This window comes from Leifsonia sp. 563 (assembly GCF_040545055.1).
Taxonomy (GTDB): Bacteria; Actinomycetota; Actinomycetes; order Actinomycetales; family Microbacteriaceae; genus Leifsonia.
The window spans coordinates 203242-218136 of sequence record NZ_JBEPLE010000001.1 but is presented as its reverse complement, the minus strand read 5'-3'; the positions used below and the strand labels follow the sequence as shown (position 1 = coordinate 218136).

Genomic DNA, 14895 nt, shown 5'->3' with positions numbered 1-14895 from the left:
TCGGCGCTGGGGTCGCGTCATCGCTCCGCGCTGCCCCTAGCTCCACCGCGCATCTTGCACTCGACAGCGGCGAGTGCCAGAATCGCTTTAGCACTCCATCTGATCGAGTGCTAATAGACGGAATCTTTCGCACACGTCCGGGAGGGACGAGAAACACATGGCAAAGATCATTGCTTTCAACGAGGACGCCCGCCGCGGCCTCGAGCGCGGCCTGAACACCCTGGCCGACACGGTCAAGGTGACCCTGGGCCCGCGCGGTCGTAACGTCGTCCTCGAGAAGAAGTGGGGCGCCCCGACGATCACCAACGACGGCGTCTCCATCGCGAAGGAGATCGAGCTCGACGACCCGTACGAGAAGATCGGCGCGGAGCTCGTCAAGGAGGTCGCCAAGAAGACCGACGACGTCGCCGGTGACGGAACCACCACCGCGACCGTCCTCGCTCAGGCCCTGGTCAAGGAGGGCCTGCGGAACGTCGCGGCCGGCGCTGACCCGATCACCCTGAAGCGCGGCATCGAGAAGGCCGTCGCGGCGGTCACCGAGGAGCTCGTCGCCTCCGCCAAGGAGGTCGAGACCAAGGAGGAGATCGCGGCCACCGCGTCCATCTCCGCCGGCGACACCACCATCGGCGAGATCATCGCCGAGGCGATCGACAAGGTCGGCAAGGAGGGCGTCGTCACCGTCGAGGAGTCGAACACCTTCGGCACCGAGCTCGAGCTCACCGAGGGCATGCGCTTCGACAAGGGCTTCCTGTCGCAGTACTTCGTGACCGACCAGGACCGCCAGGAGGCGGTGTTCGAGGACCCGTACATCCTCATCGCCAACCAGAAGATCAGCAACATCAAGGACCTCCTGCCGATCGTCGACAAGGTGATCCAGGCCAACAAGCCGCTCCTCATCATCGCTGAGGACGTCGACGGCGAGGCCCTGGCGACCCTGATCGTCAACAAGATCCGCGGCATCTTCAAGTCCGTCGCCGTCAAGGCTCCGGGCTTCGGCGACCGCCGCAAGGCCATGCTGCAGGACATCGCGATCCTCACCGGCGGCCAGGTCATCTCTGAGGAGGTCGGTCTCAAGCTCGAGAACGTCACCCTCGACCTGCTCGGTCAGGCCCGCAAGGTCGTCATCACCAAGGACGAGACCACGATCGTTGAGGGTGCGGGCGACCCGGAGGTCATCGCCGGCCGCGTGCAGCAGATCCGCAACGAGATCGAGTCGACCGACTCGGACTACGACCGCGAGAAGCTGCAGGAGCGCCTCGCCAAGCTCGCCGGTGGCGTCGCCGTCATCAAGGCGGGCGCGGCCACCGAGGTCGAGCTCAAGGAGCGCAAGCACCGCATCGAGGACGCCGTGCGCAACGCGAAGGCCGCCGTCGAAGAGGGCATCGTCGCCGGTGGTGGCGTCGCCCTCATCCAGGCCGGCAAGACCGCCTTCGAGAAGCTCGAGCTCACCGGTGACGAGGCGACCGGCGCCAACATCGTCAAGGTCGCCATCGAGGCTCCGCTGAAGCAGATCGCGATCAACGCGGGCCTCGAGGCCGGCGTCGTCGTCGAGAAGGTCCGCAACCTCCCGGTCGGCCACGGCCTCAACGCCGCGACCGGCGAGTACGTCGACATGCTGGCCTCCGGCATCAACGACCCGGTGAAGGTCACCCGCTCGGCGCTGCAGAACGCAGCGTCCATCGCGGGCCTGTTCCTCACCACCGAGGCCGTCGTCGCCGACAAGCCCGAGAAGAACCCGGCTCCGGTCGGCGACCCGGGCGCAGGCATGGACTTCTAAGTCCCCGCACCACGCAGAGGGCGTCTCCCCATCGGGGAGGCGCCCTCTTCGCATTGCGGCGCTTTCGCGCGAGGTGCACGTAGTTGCGCTCCCGCACGGCGTGTCGCGCGCATCTACGTGCACCTCACGAGCCCGGAGGGGGACGGGAGCGGGGGACGCTACGGGGCGAGCGGACTCGGGGAGGCGGGGGAGCCGGCGAGCGGCAGCGAGACGCGGAAGGTCGCGCCCCCGCCCTCGGTGTCGACCACGTCGACCGTGCCGTTGTGGGCGGCGACGATGGAGGAGACGATGGCGAGGCCGAGGCCGCTTCCGCCGGTCTCGCGGGCGCGGGACGTGTCGGCGCGCCAGAAGCGCTGGAAGATCTTCTCGCGGATCTGCGGCGGGATTCCCTCGCCGTGGTCGCGGACCTCGATGATGCCGCGCTCGGTGCGGTGGTCGATCTGCACCGCGATCTCGATCGGGCTGCCCTCCGGTGTGTAGCGCAGGGCGTTGCCCATCAGGTTGGTGACGACCTGACGGAGTTTGTTCTCCTCCGCCATGACGATCGCGGGCTCCGATGGGGCGGGCTGCGTGAGCACCACCTTCTCGGCCGTCGTGATGGGCAGTGGCTCGGTCGCCCCGCGGCGGCTGCGACCGCGGCGCAGGCGGGCGAGCGCCGATCCCGCGAAGGCGATCGGGCCCGTGGCGTTCGCGGCGCGCGCGTCGGTGTCGGGGATGGTCATCGGGACGGTGTCGAGCCCGGGCTCCGCGGCGTCGTCGTCCGCAGGCGGAAGCGGCTCGGGCGTGAGGACCGTGACGACGCGTCCTGGCGAGCCGGCCATCGCATCCATCGCCGCGTCCTGCGCGATCTTCACGAGGTCGACGCGGCGCAGGTCGAGCGGCTTGGTCTCATCGAGCCGGGCGAGTTCGAGGAGGTCCTCCACGAGGATGCCCATGCGGATCGCCTCCTTCTCGATGCGATCCATGGCCTGTGCGACGTCCTCGGGCGTCTGCAGCGCACCCATCCGGTACAGCTCGGCGTAGCCGCGCACCGAGACCAGCGGGGTGCGGAGCTCGTGGGAGGCGTCGCCGACGAAGCGACGCATCTGATCGATCGTGCGCGCGCGGTCGCTGAACGCGCGGTCGATGCGGTTCAGCATGGTGTTGAGGGAGCGGTTGAGCCGTCCGACCTCGGTGTTGGGAGTCGCCCCGCCGAGGCGCTGGCTGAAGTCTCCGTCGGCGATGGCGGCGGCCGTCTGCTCCACCTCGCGCAGCGGCGAGAACGTCGTGGTGACCAGCATCCGGGTGAGCCCGGCGCCGACCACGATCACGATCACTCCGAAGCCGAGGAAGATCGCGAGGAAGCTCGCCATCACCGTGTCGATCTGCGATGTGGAGGTGGCCACGATCGCCGTCGCGAGCTCCCCGCTTCCGGCGATGGTCACGGTCTGCGCGAGAGCCCGATAGGTCGTGCGGCCGTCATTGCTCGGGAGCGGGAAGCCCCCGGTCATCGCCTTGCCCTCCGGCACCGTCAGCGTGGTCGGAATGGCCGGACGGTGCGCGTACGGGATGTTGTTCCAGTTGTGCTTCACCATCGACCCGTCGGAGTCGTAGAGCACGGCGAAGTAGTCCGACGGGCTGGCGTCGGCGGCGATCTGGTCTTCCTTCGCCGTCGACTTGAACAGATACGTGTTCAGGTACGTCGGGCCGGAGGCGGCCGAGAGCTGCGCATCCAGCTGGTCGAGGAGCACCGGCTTCAGCATCGACATCGTGCCGATGCCGGTCACGAGCAGCCCGAGCGTCAGCATGAGCACGGTCACGCCCGTGATCTTCGTGCGCAGGGAGATCGCGTTCCAGCGGTCGAGCAGACGTGAGTGCATCAGGCCGTCAGTCTATGCAGGGGATGCTGTGCCGGGCATGTGTGCGCCCGGTGCGCACCTCAGGCTTTCGCGGCCTTCAGCATGTAGCCGAACCCTCGCTTGGTCTGGATGAGCGGCTCGCTGGAGTGCGCATCCACCTTGCGGCGCAGGTACGAGATGTACGACTCCACGATGCCCGCGTCGCCGTTGAAGTCGTACTCCCAGACGTGGTCGAGGATCTGCGCCTTCGAGAGCACGCGGTTGGGGTTCAGCATGAGGTAGCGCAGCAGCTTGAACTCGGTGGGGCTGAGTTCGATGGGGGTGTCGCCGACGAAGACCTCGTGCGTGTCCTGGTCCATCGTCAGCTCGCCCGCACGGATGACCGCGTCTTCGTCGGCCTGCATCGTGCGGCGCAGGATGGCCTTGATGCGGGCGACGATCTCGTCGAGGCTGAACGGCTTGGTGACGTAGTCGTCGCCGCCGACGGTGAGGCCGGTGATCTTGTCCTCGGTGTCGTCCTTCGCCGTGAGGAACAGGATGGGCGCGGTGTAGCCCGCGCCGCGGAGGCGCTTGGTGACGCCGAAACCGTTCATGTCCGGCAGCATGACGTCGAGGATGATGAGGTCGGGCTCCTCTTCGAGGACCGCGGAGATCGCCTGCGCGCCGTTCCCGACCGCGCGGACGGCGAACCCGGCGAAACGGAGACTGGTGGTGAGGAGGTCGCGGATGTTCGGCTCGTCGTCGACGATGAGAATGCGGGGTCCTGCGTTCATGGAGACAGTATCTGCGCGTCGGCTGGGTCTTACCTGTGAGCCGTCGGTGCGCCCTAGGTGCGCAGGTCTGGCGCCCGCAGTGTGAAGAGTGGATGCTGAGATCATGTCTGAACCCACCGTCGTGATCGCCGGGGCCGGCCTGGCCGGCGCGACCGTCGCCACGGAGCTGCGCGAGCGCGGCTTCGGCGGCCGCATCCTGCTGCTCGGTGCGGAGGAGCACCATCCGTACATCCGGCCGCCGCTGTCGAAGGAGTTCCTGAAGGGCGAGGCCGGGATCGAGGATGCGGACGTGCATCCCGCCGAGTGGTACGCCGACAACGCGGTCGAGTTCATCCCCAACGTCGAGGCGGGTTCATTCGAAGCGGACGCGCACGAGCTGTTCGTGTCGGAGGGCGGCCGGATCACCTACGACAGCCTCGTCCTCGCCACCGGGGCGCGAGCGCGCCCGCTCGGCGTTCCGGGCAGCGGTCACGGCGCGGTGTTCCCGCTCCGGACCCGGGAGGACTCCGCCTGGCTGCGCGCGGCCCTCGAGGTCGGCGGCCGACGTGTCGTCATCGTCGGGTCCGGGTGGATCGGCATGGAGGTCGCGGCTGCGGCCCGCGGGTACGGCAACGACGTGACCGTGATCGGTCACTCGGCGGTCCCGCTCAGCGGGGCCATCGGTCGGGAGCTCGGCGGCGTCTTCGAGCGGCTCCACCGGGACAACGGCGTCGCGTTCCGCAACGGCGCAAAGGTGGTCGGCGTCGACGGCGGCGAGGAGCAGCACGTCGTGCTCGCGTCGGGGGAGCGCATCCCGGCCGACGTGGTGGTCGCCGGTGTCGGGGCGTCGCCGAACAGCCTGGTGGCCGAGCGCTCCGGAGCGGCGGTCGCGGAGGGCGTGCTGACGGACAAGGGGATGCGGACCAGCATCGACGACGTCTACGCCGTCGGCGACGTCGCCACTCCCTTCCTTCCGGCGATCGGGCGCCACCTCCGCAGCCAGCACTGGGCGAACGCGATCGCCAGCGGCAAGGTCGCCGCCCACGCCATCCTGGGCGAGCGCGCGTCGTACGACGACATCCCGTACTTCTACTCCGACCAATACGATCTGGGCATGGAGTATTCGGGCTACGGGCCCCTCACCGCCGGCGCCCGGGTGGTGTACCGGGGCGACGTCGACGCCCGCGAGTTCATCGCGTTCTGGCTGCGCAACGACCGGGTGGTGGCCGGCATGAACGTGAACGTGTGGGACGTGCAGGACGACATCCAGCGCCTCATCCGGCTGGGGGAGCACGTGGATGCGGACCGCCTGGCCGATCGGGACGTCGACCTTGCCGCCCTCTGAGCCGTACCTGCCGCCGCTGCGCGTGCCGGTCCGGCGGATCGGCGCGCGCACCTTCGACTTCTCGCGGCAGGTCGCGGTCATGGCCGTGGTGAACCGCACCCCCGACTCGTTCTTCGACCAGGGCCGCACGTACGCGTTCGATCGGGCGGTGGATGCGTGCTTCGAGGCCGTCGCGCTCGGCGCTGACTGGGTGGACATCGGTGGCGCGCCGTTCGCTCCGGGCGAGCCGGTCCCGGTGGAGGAGGAGATCGAGCGCGTCGTCCCGGTCGTGGCGGCGCTGCGTGCCGGGTCGGACGTCGTCATCTCGGTCGACACCTTCCACGCGGCCGTCGCCCGGGAGGCCATCGCCGCCGGAGCGACCGTCATCAACGACACCACCGGGCTGCGCGATCCCGAGCTACCGCGGGTCGTCGCCGACAGCGAGGCCACTCTCGTCATCACGCACAGTCTCGCCGAGCCGCGACGCCCGTACCCGAAGCCGCAGTACGGGGATGTGGTGGCGGAGGTGTCCGCGTTCCTGCTCGACCGCGTCGAGCGTGCGCAGGCGGCGGGCATCCCGGAGGAGCGGATCATCGTCGACCCCGGCCACGACCTCAACAAGAACACGCTGCACTCGCTGGAGCTGACCCGCCGTCTCAGCGAGATCGCGGACCTCGGCTACCCGACCCTCGCCGCGGTGTCGAACAAGGACTTCATCGGCGAGACGCTCGACGCCCCGCGCGCCGACCGGCTGGAAGGGTCGCTCGCGGCCGCGGTCATCAGCATCGTCAACGGCGCGCGTATCGTGCGGATGCACGACGTGCGCGCCTCCGTCGCCGCCGTGCGCATGACCGAGGCCGTGCTGGGCCTCCGCCAGCCCGCCTACCTGAAGCACAACATGGGAGACGTGAATGAGTGAGCCCGCCATCCACCGCCTGTCGCCGCTGCCGTCGCAGACCGAGCTGACCGACGACGACATCACCGCCCTCTACCTGGAGGGGACGGGCGATCCGTGGCTGCGGGTCAACTTCGTCAGCAGTGCGGACGGCGCGGCCACCCATCAGGGGCTCTCGGGCGGGCTGTCCAACGACGTCGACAGCCGCGTGTTCGAGTTGCTGCGGCGACTCTGCGATGTCGTGCTCGTCGGTGCGGGCACTGTTCGTGCCGAGGGGTACGGTGCGATGCGCGTCGCCCCGGAGTCGGCTCGCGTCCGCAGCGGCGCGGGGATGACCGCGCATCCCGTCTTCGCGATCGTGTCGGCCGGGCTCGACCTGGACCCGCGCAGCTCGATCTTCCAGGACGCCCCCGAGCGGCCGATCATCCTGACTACCGAGCTGTCGCGGCCGGAGGCGCGCGAGACGCTGTCGGAGGTGGCGGACGTCGTGGTCTGCGGTCGGGAGCGCGTGCAGGCCGAGCGCGGACTGCGGGTGCTGCACGAGCGGGGGCTCACGCGCATCCACTGCGAGGGAGGTCCGCACCTGTTCGCCGACCTGATCGCGGCGCGTGCGGTCGACGAGCTGTGCCTGACGGTCAGCCCGCGGCTGGAGGGCGGGACGTCGTCTCGGATCGCGACGGGCGCAGCACCGATCGCCCCGCTCGGGCTGCGGTTGGCGCACACGCTGGCGGGGGATGACACCCTGCTGCTGCGGTATGTCCGGGGCTGAGGATGCTGTGACCGCCGAGCTGCGGCCGGTGATCGACGCGGGTGTGGTGCGTCGTCTCGTCGACGCGCAGTTTCCGCAGTGGCGGGGGCTGCCCATCCTGCCGGTCGAACACGACGGCTGGGACAACCGGACATTCCGGCTCGGCGAGGAGCTGAGTGTCCGCCTGCCGAGCGCCGCCGGCTACCGCGAGCAGGTCGCGAAGGAGCAGGAGTGGCTGCCGCGGCTGGCTCCGCTGCTGCCGTTGCCCATCCCGCAGCCCGTCGCCGCGGGCACGCCGACGGAGGAGTACCCGCTGCCCTGGTCGGTGTACCGCTGGCTGCCCGGCCGCCCGGTGGTGCTGCTCGGCGATGTGTCGCGGGATGCGGTGCTCGCGGAGGCGATCGGGCGCTTCCTCGTCGCCCTGAGGGAGGCGCCCACCACGGGCGCGCCCCAGCCCGGGACGCACAATTTCTTCCGCGGCGCTCCGCCGGACGTCTACGGCGAGGAGGCGCTCGCCGCGTTCACGCTGCTCCCGCCCGCTGACGCCGACCGCGCGCGCGGCCTATGGGCCGAGGCGACAGCATCCCGCTGGGGTCGGCCGCCGGTGTGGTTCCACGGCGACGTCGCGCCGGGCAACCTGCTGACGGATGCGTCGGGCGCGCTGTCCGCGGTGATCGACTTCGGCACGTCCGGTGTCGGAGACCCGGCTTGCGACCTCGTGCCCGCCTGGACGATGTTCGAGGGCGCGGCCCGCGACAGGTTCGTCGCCACCGTCGGCCTCGACGACGACACCTGGGCGCGAGCGCGCGGCTGGGCACTCTGGAAGGCCGCCATCACGCTCCGCGACCGCCCCGCAGACCTCGAGGCGCGTGCGACCCTCGCCCGCATCCTGCGCTGACGATCGGGCCCGAGATTTGCGCCAAATCTCTGTTATGCGGCGCCGATAACCGCGATTTGGCGCAAATCTCGCGCGGGCAGGTGGCGAGGGCAGGGCGGCGCGGGGAGGGCGACGCAGGGCAGCGCGCTACGCCGCCTGCAGCGCATGCGCGTCGAGGATCGTGTACGAGTAGCCCTGCTCGGCGAGGAACCGTTGGCGGTTCTGCGCGAAGTCCTGGTCCACGGTGTCGCGCGCGACGAGGGTGTAGAAGTTCGCCGACAGGCCTGACTCCTTGGGCCGCAGCAGCCGTCCGAGCCGCTGCGCCTCCTCCTGGCGGCTGCCGTACGAGCCGGAGACCTGGATGGCGACGGTCGCCTCGGGCAGGTCCACCGAGAAGTTCGCGACCTTGCTCACGACGAGCACCTTCGTCCGGCCGTCGCGGAACTCCTGGTAGAGCCGCTCCCGCTCGTCCACGGGCGTCGCGCCGGTCAGCTGCGGTGCGTCGAGGGCTTCCGCGAGCTCGTCGATCTGGTCGAGGTACTGGCCGATGATCAGGATGCGCTCTCCCTCGTGCCGAGCGACGAGCTGACGCACGATGTCGAGCTTCGCGGGGGCCGTCGCCGCGAGGCGGTACCGCTCGTCGTCGGGGGCGGCGGCGTAGCTGAGCCGGTCCGACGGCGGCAGGTCGACGCGCACCTCGTAGCAGGCGGCCGGGGAGATGAAGCCCTGCGCCTCGATCTCCTTCCACGGGGCGTCGAAGCGCTTCGGGCCGATGAGGCTGAACACGTCGCCCTCGCGGCCGTCCTCGCGCACCAGTGTCGCGGTCAGGCCGAGGCGGCGGCGGGCCTGCAACTCGGCCGTCAGCTTGAAGACGGGCGCCGGAAGCAGGTGCACCTCGTCGTAGACCACGAGGCCCCAGTCGAGTGCGTCGAGCAGCGCCAGGTGGGCGTACTCGCCCTTCCGCTTGGCGGTGAGGATCTGGTAGGTCGCGATCGTGACCGGCTTGACCTCCTTCACCTGCCCCGAGTACTCGCCGATCTCCTCCGCCGTCAGCGTCGTGCGGCGCAGCAGCTCGTCGCGCCACTGCCGGGCCGACACGGTGTTGGTGACGAGGATGAGCGTCGTGGTCTTCGCGGTCGCCATCGCGCCAGCGCCGACGAGCGTCTTACCCGCGCCGCAGGGGAGCACCACGACTCCGGAGCCGCCGTCGAAGAAGTTGGTGACCGCCTTGCGCTGGTAGTCGCGCAGCGCCCAGCCGTCCTCCTTCAGCCCGATCTCGTGCGGTGTGCCCGGCGTGTACCCGGCGAGGTCCTCCGCCGGCCAGCCGAGTTTCACGAGCTCCTGCTTCAGCTGCCCGCGCGCCCAGGCCTCCACGACGAACGTCGTGTCGTCGCGGCGCTGCAGCAGCAGCGGAGCGATCCGCTTGGCGCTCGCGACCTCGGTCAGCACGGCCAGGTCGCTGGAGCGCAGCAGCAGCGTCCCCTCGTCATCACGCTCGATCACGAGCCGCCCGTAGCGGGCGACGGTCTCGGAGACGTCGACGGAGACGGTCTGCGGGATCGGGAACTTCGAGTACCGCTCGAGCGTCCCGAGCATGTCCTCCGCGGTGTGCCCGGCGGCCCGCGCGTTCCACAGCCCCAGCCGGGTGATGCGGTAGGTGTGGATGTGCTCGGGCGCGCGCTCCAGCTCGGCGAACACGGCGAGGTCGTGGCGGGCGTCCTCCGCCTCCGGGTGCGCGACCTCCAGCAGGACGGTGCGGTCGCTCTGGACGATCAGGGGGCCATCGGACATAGCTCACCAGCCTACGCCCTGCGCCCTGGGGTTCGGCCGGGTGGCCGGGAACCGGACGCGGCCGCACCGCCGCCGCGATCACGGCGCCGGGCGCACGCCGCGGATGCTGGAGAGCGGGAGTGTCCGCTCGATGTCCGCTGCACGGTCGCGTCCGCGCAGCCGGCCGCCGCCGACTCCGGTCGGCTCCAGCAGGTAGTCGACGACGTCGCCGCCGGGCATGGCCACCTCGACGATGACCGTCTGGCGTGCCTTGACCGCCGCATCCAGCTGCCGCGCCAGCCAGCGCTCGCCCGTGTCCTCGCCGGCGTCGTCCTCGGCCTGCCGCAGCCGCGAGACCAGTTCGGCGTCGCGGTCGGCCTCCTCGGCGGCGCGGGGATGCGCGAACCGCTGGCGACGGAGTGTCACCTCGCGCCCGTCCGCGTCCTCCGCCACCACCGGGTAGCGCGCGTCGCTGAGCGCCCAGAACACCACATCGCGTGGGTACCGGCTCACCAGTTCGCCGTCTCCGGTCGGGATGAGCCGCAGAGAGCTGAGCGCCTGGTCGATCTGGATGCTGCGGAGCAGCGTCGCGTCCGTCGAACGGACCGCCGACCGCACATTTTCGCGTTCCGCTTCGTGCACGCGGACGCGCCCGTGGCGCTCGGCGGCATCGGCGATCAGGTACTCGATCGGCTGCGGGAGTCCGGTCAGCGAGATCGTGCTGAGGAACCCGCGGATGCCGTCTGCGGTCTCGCCCGCCGTCAGCGCACGGTCGACCGACGCGGCGGAGAGGCGGAAGGTCGCGGCGAGTGCTCGGGATTCGAGGTCGGCGATCCCGCGCAGGCGTCCCTCGATCTCCGGCGCCAGCGGCCCGGGGGAGACGATCGTGAGGTCGTGCTGCAGGTAGACGCGGTCGACCTCGGCCGGGAACGCGGCGGCCATGACCTCCGTAGCAGCCTCCGGACCGCTCTCGACCAGGGCGGTGCCTGCGGAGGACGGCGCCTGGTGCGCGGTGACGCCGAGCCATTCCGCGAGGCGCGTGTGCGCATCCACGCGCCGCTGCGCCTCCTCGACGGCTGCCGGGTACAGCCAGGCGACGTGCTCGCGCAGGCTGTCGCCCCAGGCGGCGCGGCTGCGCAGGGCGAGCAGGGTGCGGAGGTCGGCGGGGAGGGCGTCGAGCCACGCGGCGGCGAGGGCCCGCCAGCGGTCGCGAGTGGGGGAGTGCGACCAGTCCGCCGCGGCCTCGGTCGGCAGCCACATCCCGTCGTCGACGGCGACGAGCCCGGCGCGCTCGGCGGCGGAGAGGACCACGGGGACGACGTCCGCCTCCACCGAGAGGGCCTCGGCCAGGCGCTTGACCGCCGGGAGCGCGAGTCCGCCCTTCTGCAGCCGCCGGGCGCCCTCGCGCGCGAGTTCCGCGAGCAGTTCGGACACGGCCGTCACGGCCTCGAAGGCGCGCTCGGAGGCGAGGCGGTCGGTGAAGCGGCTCTCCGTATCCGGCACGGGCGCCAGCGCGGGCGGAGGCGGGGTGCCGAGCAGCTCGGCCGGCGACGGGAGTCCGGAAGCCGGCCACGAGGCGAGGTGCTCGGTCACGGCGACGTAGACGACGACGCGGCCGACGGGCGCGTCGGAGGCGGGGTCGGCGTCGGCGTCGGCGGGATGGACGAGCAGGAGGCCGTCCAGGTCGGCGAGGGCGGCCGCGGCCGAGTCGACCGTGGTTCCGGCGGTCGCCGGCTCGCGGGTCAGCCGGTCGGCGAGCTCCTCGGCGGTCAGAGGGCCGCCGCCGCTGCCCAGCGCGACGAGCGCCGCGAGGCGTGTCCGGTCGAGCGGCGTCAGCGCGCGCTGGAGGGAGTCCGCGTCGAGGAGGGCGTCCGCAAGGTCGAAGAAGTCGGACACCCCCGTCCGGCGGTAGGTGCGCCGGTGCAGCGCGGAGACGAGCTCAGCGTCATCCAGCTCCCGCAGTCGTGCTGCGAGAGCGAGCGTGGTCGTCATGGCGCCGAACCGCCGGTCGCCCCGGCCCCTAGCGCCGGCCCTTGGGTCCGGTGGGCGCAGAGCCGGGCGTGCCGTTCGCCCGGTTGAGAGCGCGGTTGCGGCGGGCGCTGACGATGATCAGCACGACGATCAGCACGAACGCGATCGGAAGCGCGACCAAGGGGAAGAAGAACACCGTCGGCCAGAGGCCCTGACCCGATCCCTGGGCGGCGAACTGACCCGCTGCGGTGCCGATGAGGATGGCCGCGATGCAGACCAGGGAGACGATGACGAGCGCAGCGATGATGTACGCAAGGATGCGCTGGAGCCGCGATGCCGGCGGCGGGGTCTGTTGGGTCACGAAATCAAGGATAATTGAGGTTGGTCATACGATCCCCCATGCGAAGTGAGGTTCCCATGCCAACCGGCAAGGTCAAGTTCTACGACGAGGAGAAAGGCTTCGGCTTCATCAGCTCCGATGACGGCCAGGAAGTCTTCCTGCACGCCTCGGCGCTTCCCGCCGGTGCCGTCGTCAAATCGGGAACCCGTCTGGAGTTCGGTATCGCCGACGGCAAGCGCGGTGCGCAGGCGCTGTCCGTGCGCGTCCTGGAGGCTCCGCCGAGCCTGGTGAAGATGAAGCGCAAGTCGGCTGACGACATGGCGATCATCGTCGAAGACCTCGTGAAGCTGCTCGACGGCATCGGCGCGAACCTGCGCCGCGGCAAGTACCCCGACAAGGCGCACGGCGCGAAGATCGCGGCCGTGCTGCGCAAGGTCGCGGACGACCTGGATGCCTGAGCGCGGCGACGAGGTCGAACCGGCCGCCGAGGCGGTCGAGAGTGAGACGGTGCCGGAGGACGTCGAGGTCGAGGAGATCGACATCGTCGAGGTGATCGAGGATGCGGAGCCGGCCGAACCGCTGGTGGCCGATCCCGAGCTGCTCGCCGCTGTCCCGTTGGCGCTCCAGGCGCTGAGTGAGATCACTCCGGAGAACACGATCGGCGAGCCCCTCGGGCACGTCGTCGAGGCGCCGGGTGTCGTCTCCCTGCTGTTCGCCAGCCGCCTGTCCGGTTACCCGGACTGGCACTGGACCGTCACCGTCGGCCGCGCGAGCGATGACGACGAGCCGACCGTGCTCGAAGCCGAGCTCATGCCCGGCGACGGGTCGCTGCTCGCGCCCGACTGGGTGCCGTGGTCGGAGCGTCTCGCCGAGTACCAGGCCGCGCAGGAGGCGAACGCCGGTGCGGAGGCCGAGTCGGAGGACGACGACGACGCGGATGACGACGAGGACGAGGGCGACGACGAGTCCGAGGAGGGCTTCGACGACGCCGAGGACGACCACGACGTGCACGACCTGCACGACGACGACGATGTGGACGGCGTGGACATCGACAGCGTCGACGTCGACTTCGACGAGGAGACGGACGTCGACACCGACCTCGACCTCGAGGCGGAGGAGGCGGCGGCGCTCGCCGACGAGGACGCCGACGACGAGGACTCGGACGACGACGACGATGACGCCGAGCCGGATGAGGACGAGGACGAGTCGGACGACGACGAGCCCGACGCCTCAGCGGCGGCGCTTGACGGTGAGGTAGCCGAGTCCGAGGACGCCGAGGACGAGTCCGACGACGATGGTCCAGAGCCAGGTGCCGGAGGCGACGACCGGTCCGCCGACGACCAGCACGACGACGAGGGCGATCACCCACAGGGCTAGCCCGACGACGACGGCCCGCCGGTCATCCGTCTTGACGGGGACCGGATCGGGCCGACGTTCGTCGTCGCGGAGCCAGAGGCGCATCGCGCTCTCAGCCCAGCCGCTCGACCACGTATTCGATGCAGCCGATCAGGGCGCGCACATCCGCCGGCTCGATCGCGGTGAAGGTCGCGACGCGGAGCTGGTTGCGGCCGAGCTTGCGGTACGGCTCCGTGTCGACCACGCCGTTGGCCCGCAGCGTCTTCGCGACCGCTGCCGCATCCACGCGCTCGTCGAAGTCGATCGTGACGACGACCTGCGACCGGTGGTCGGGGTCGGCGACGAACGGGGTCGCGTACTCGACCGACTCGGCCCACGAGTACAGCGCGCCAGACGACTCGCGGGTGCGGGCGTCGGCCCAGGCGAGGCCGCCGTTGCCGTTCATCCACTCGAGCTGGTTCTCGAGCAGCACCAGCGTCGCGATCGCCGGGGTGTTCAGCGTCTGGTTGAGGCGCGAGTTGTCGACGGCGTTCTTGAGGCTGAGGAACTCGGGGATGTAGCGGTCGCTCGCCGCGATGCGCTCGACGCGCTCCAGGGCGGCGGGGGAGAAGATGGCGAGCCACAGGCCGCCGTCCGACGCGAAGTTCTTCTGCGGGGCGAAGTAGTAGACGTCCGCCTCGCTGACATCGAGGTCGACCCCGCCGGCGGCGCTGGTCGCGTCGATCACCGTGAGCGCGCTGTCGTCGCCGTGGACGCGGCGGACCGGCGCCATGACACCGGTGGACGTCTCGTTGTGCGGCCAGGCGTACAGGTCGACGCCCTCCACGACCTCGACCTCGCTGCGCGATCCGCCCGGCGCCTCGATGACGTGCGGGGCGTCCAGCCACGGGGTCTGCGCCGCCTTGGCGAACTTGCCGCCGAACTCGCCGAAGACGAGGTTCTCGCTGCGCTTCTCGATGAGACCGAACGCCGCGGCGTCCCAGAACGCGGTCGACCCGCCGTTGCCGATGACGACCTCGTAGCCCTCGGGCAGGCGGAACAGCTCGCCGAGGCCCTCGCGCACGCGGCCCACCAGGTTCTTGACCGGTGCCTGGCGGTGGGAGGTGCCCAGCAGCTCCGCACCGGCGCCGGCCAGGTAGGCGACCTGCTCGGGCCGGACCTTGGAGGGTCCGCATCCGAATCGACCGTCGGCGGGCAGCAGCTCAGAGGGAATCGTGACGTCCGGCATAACTGAAGTGTATTGGCTG

At 70.6% G+C, this 14895-nt stretch carries 13 protein-coding genes and 1 pseudogene; 7 read left to right on the top strand and 7 right to left on the bottom strand.

Going from position 1 to position 14895, the window contains the following annotated elements:
* The first annotated feature begins 157 nt into the window (after positions 1 to 157).
* Positions 158 to 1777, top strand: coding sequence for a chaperonin GroEL (groL, locus tag ABIC47_RS01040; protein ID WP_018191757.1), 1620 nt, complete (start codon positions 158 to 160; stop codon positions 1775 to 1777).
* Between the two features lie 158 nt (positions 1778 to 1935).
* Here groL and ABIC47_RS01035 read toward each other — a convergent pair whose 3' ends face one another.
* Together ABIC47_RS01035 and ABIC47_RS01030 are read right to left on the bottom strand one after the other, a co-directional pair.
* Positions 1936 to 3636, bottom strand: a complete 1701-nt coding sequence (locus ABIC47_RS01035) for a sensor histidine kinase (RefSeq protein WP_354476492.1) — start codon at positions 3634 to 3636, stop codon at positions 1936 to 1938.
* A 59-nt stretch (positions 3637 to 3695) separates the two neighbouring features.
* Entirely contained in the window at positions 3696 to 4388 is a 693-nt protein-coding gene (locus tag ABIC47_RS01030; protein WP_018191755.1) for a response regulator transcription factor, read from the bottom strand.
* A gap of 103 nt (positions 4389 to 4491) precedes the next feature.
* Here ABIC47_RS01030 and ABIC47_RS01025 point away from each other — a divergent pair, with 103 nt between their 5' ends.
* From ABIC47_RS01025 to ABIC47_RS01010, 4 genes are read left to right on the top strand one after another with little or no spacing between them, the layout of a single operon-like run.
* Entirely contained in the window at positions 4492 to 5712 is a 1221-nt protein-coding gene (locus ABIC47_RS01025) for an NAD(P)/FAD-dependent oxidoreductase (protein WP_354476490.1), read from the top strand.
* Positions 5666 to 6610 (top strand): dihydropteroate synthase, encoded by a 945-nt coding sequence (gene folP / locus ABIC47_RS01020; RefSeq protein WP_354476488.1) that lies wholly within the window; start codon positions 5666 to 5668, stop codon positions 6608 to 6610. The genes ABIC47_RS01025 and folP overlap by 47 nt, the downstream gene beginning before the upstream one ends.
* Positions 6603 to 7355: a pyrimidine reductase family protein gene (locus tag ABIC47_RS01015; RefSeq protein WP_089876827.1), complete on the top strand. Its 753-nt coding sequence runs from the start codon at positions 6603 to 6605 to the stop codon at positions 7353 to 7355. Before folP ends, ABIC47_RS01015 begins: the two co-directional genes overlap by 8 nt.
* Before the next feature lie 7 nt (positions 7356 to 7362).
* Entirely contained in the window at positions 7363 to 8232 is an 870-nt protein-coding gene (locus ABIC47_RS01010; protein WP_354476486.1) for an aminoglycoside phosphotransferase family protein, read from the top strand.
* Between the two features lie 126 nt (positions 8233 to 8358).
* On the opposite strand, the gene ABIC47_RS01005 is transcribed toward ABIC47_RS01010, so the two are convergent.
* From ABIC47_RS01005 to ABIC47_RS00995, 3 genes are all read right to left on the bottom strand, one after another.
* The gene (locus ABIC47_RS01005) at positions 8359 to 10002 is read right to left on the bottom strand and encodes a DNA repair helicase XPB (RefSeq protein WP_018191750.1); all 1644 of its coding nucleotides are present in this window, start codon (positions 10000 to 10002) and stop codon (positions 8359 to 8361) included.
* A 78-nt stretch (positions 10003 to 10080) separates the two neighbouring features.
* Positions 10081 to 11973, bottom strand: a complete 1893-nt coding sequence (locus ABIC47_RS01000; protein WP_354476484.1) for a helicase-associated domain-containing protein — start codon at positions 11971 to 11973, stop codon at positions 10081 to 10083.
* A gap of 28 nt (positions 11974 to 12001) precedes the next feature.
* Entirely contained in the window at positions 12002 to 12313 is a 312-nt protein-coding gene (locus ABIC47_RS00995) for a hypothetical protein (protein WP_018191748.1), read from the bottom strand.
* A gap of 56 nt (positions 12314 to 12369) precedes the next feature.
* On the opposite strand from ABIC47_RS00995, the gene ABIC47_RS00990 reads away from it, so the two are divergent.
* Both ABIC47_RS00990 and ABIC47_RS00985 read left to right on the top strand, forming a co-directional pair.
* Positions 12370 to 12750, top strand: coding sequence for a cold-shock protein (locus ABIC47_RS00990; protein ID WP_020077081.1), 381 nt, complete (start codon positions 12370 to 12372; stop codon positions 12748 to 12750).
* Complete coding sequence (locus ABIC47_RS00985; protein WP_354476482.1) at positions 12743 to 13669, top strand: DUF3027 domain-containing protein; 927 nt, start codon at positions 12743 to 12745, stop codon at positions 13667 to 13669. The genes ABIC47_RS00990 and ABIC47_RS00985 overlap by 8 nt, the downstream gene beginning before the upstream one ends.
* Here ABIC47_RS00985 and ABIC47_RS00980 read toward each other — a convergent pair.
* Positions 13589 to 13753, bottom strand: a pseudogene (locus ABIC47_RS00980) (DUF2530 domain-containing protein); the annotation flags it as partial. The gene ABIC47_RS00985 and the pseudogene ABIC47_RS00980 sit on opposite strands and share 81 nt — an antisense overlap.
* Positions 13754 to 13760: 7 nt before the next feature.
* Positions 13761 to 14876, bottom strand: a complete 1116-nt coding sequence (gene serC, locus ABIC47_RS00975; protein ID WP_354476480.1) for a phosphoserine transaminase — start codon at positions 14874 to 14876, stop codon at positions 13761 to 13763.
* Positions 14877 to 14895: the final 19 nt, after the last annotated feature.

Coding starts and splice junctions, on each gene's coding strand:
- groL (WP_018191757.1), top strand. CDS start 158: ATGGCAAAGATCATTGCTTTCAACGAGGACGCCCGCCGCGGCCTCGAG.
- ABIC47_RS01035 (WP_354476492.1), bottom strand. CDS start 3,636: ATGCACTCACGTCTGCTCGACCGCTGGAACGCGATCTCCCTGCGCACG.
- ABIC47_RS01030 (WP_018191755.1), bottom strand. CDS start 4,388: ATGAACGCAGGACCCCGCATTCTCATCGTCGACGACGAGCCGAACATC.
- ABIC47_RS01025 (WP_354476490.1), top strand. CDS start 4,492: ATGTCTGAACCCACCGTCGTGATCGCCGGGGCCGGCCTGGCCGGCGCG.
- folP (WP_354476488.1), top strand. CDS start 5,666: ATGCGGACCGCCTGGCCGATCGGGACGTCGACCTTGCCGCCCTCTGAG.
- ABIC47_RS01015 (WP_089876827.1), top strand. CDS start 6,603: ATGAGTGAGCCCGCCATCCACCGCCTGTCGCCGCTGCCGTCGCAGACC.
- ABIC47_RS01005 (WP_018191750.1), bottom strand. CDS start 10,002: ATGTCCGATGGCCCCCTGATCGTCCAGAGCGACCGCACCGTCCTGCTG.
- ABIC47_RS01000 (WP_354476484.1), bottom strand. CDS start 11,973: ATGACGACCACGCTCGCTCTCGCAGCACGACTGCGGGAGCTGGATGAC.
- ABIC47_RS00990 (WP_020077081.1), top strand. CDS start 12,370: ATGCCAACCGGCAAGGTCAAGTTCTACGACGAGGAGAAAGGCTTCGGC.
- ABIC47_RS00985 (WP_354476482.1), top strand. CDS start 12,743: ATGCCTGAGCGCGGCGACGAGGTCGAACCGGCCGCCGAGGCGGTCGAG.
- serC (WP_354476480.1), bottom strand. CDS start 14,876: ATGCCGGACGTCACGATTCCCTCTGAGCTGCTGCCCGCCGACGGTCGA.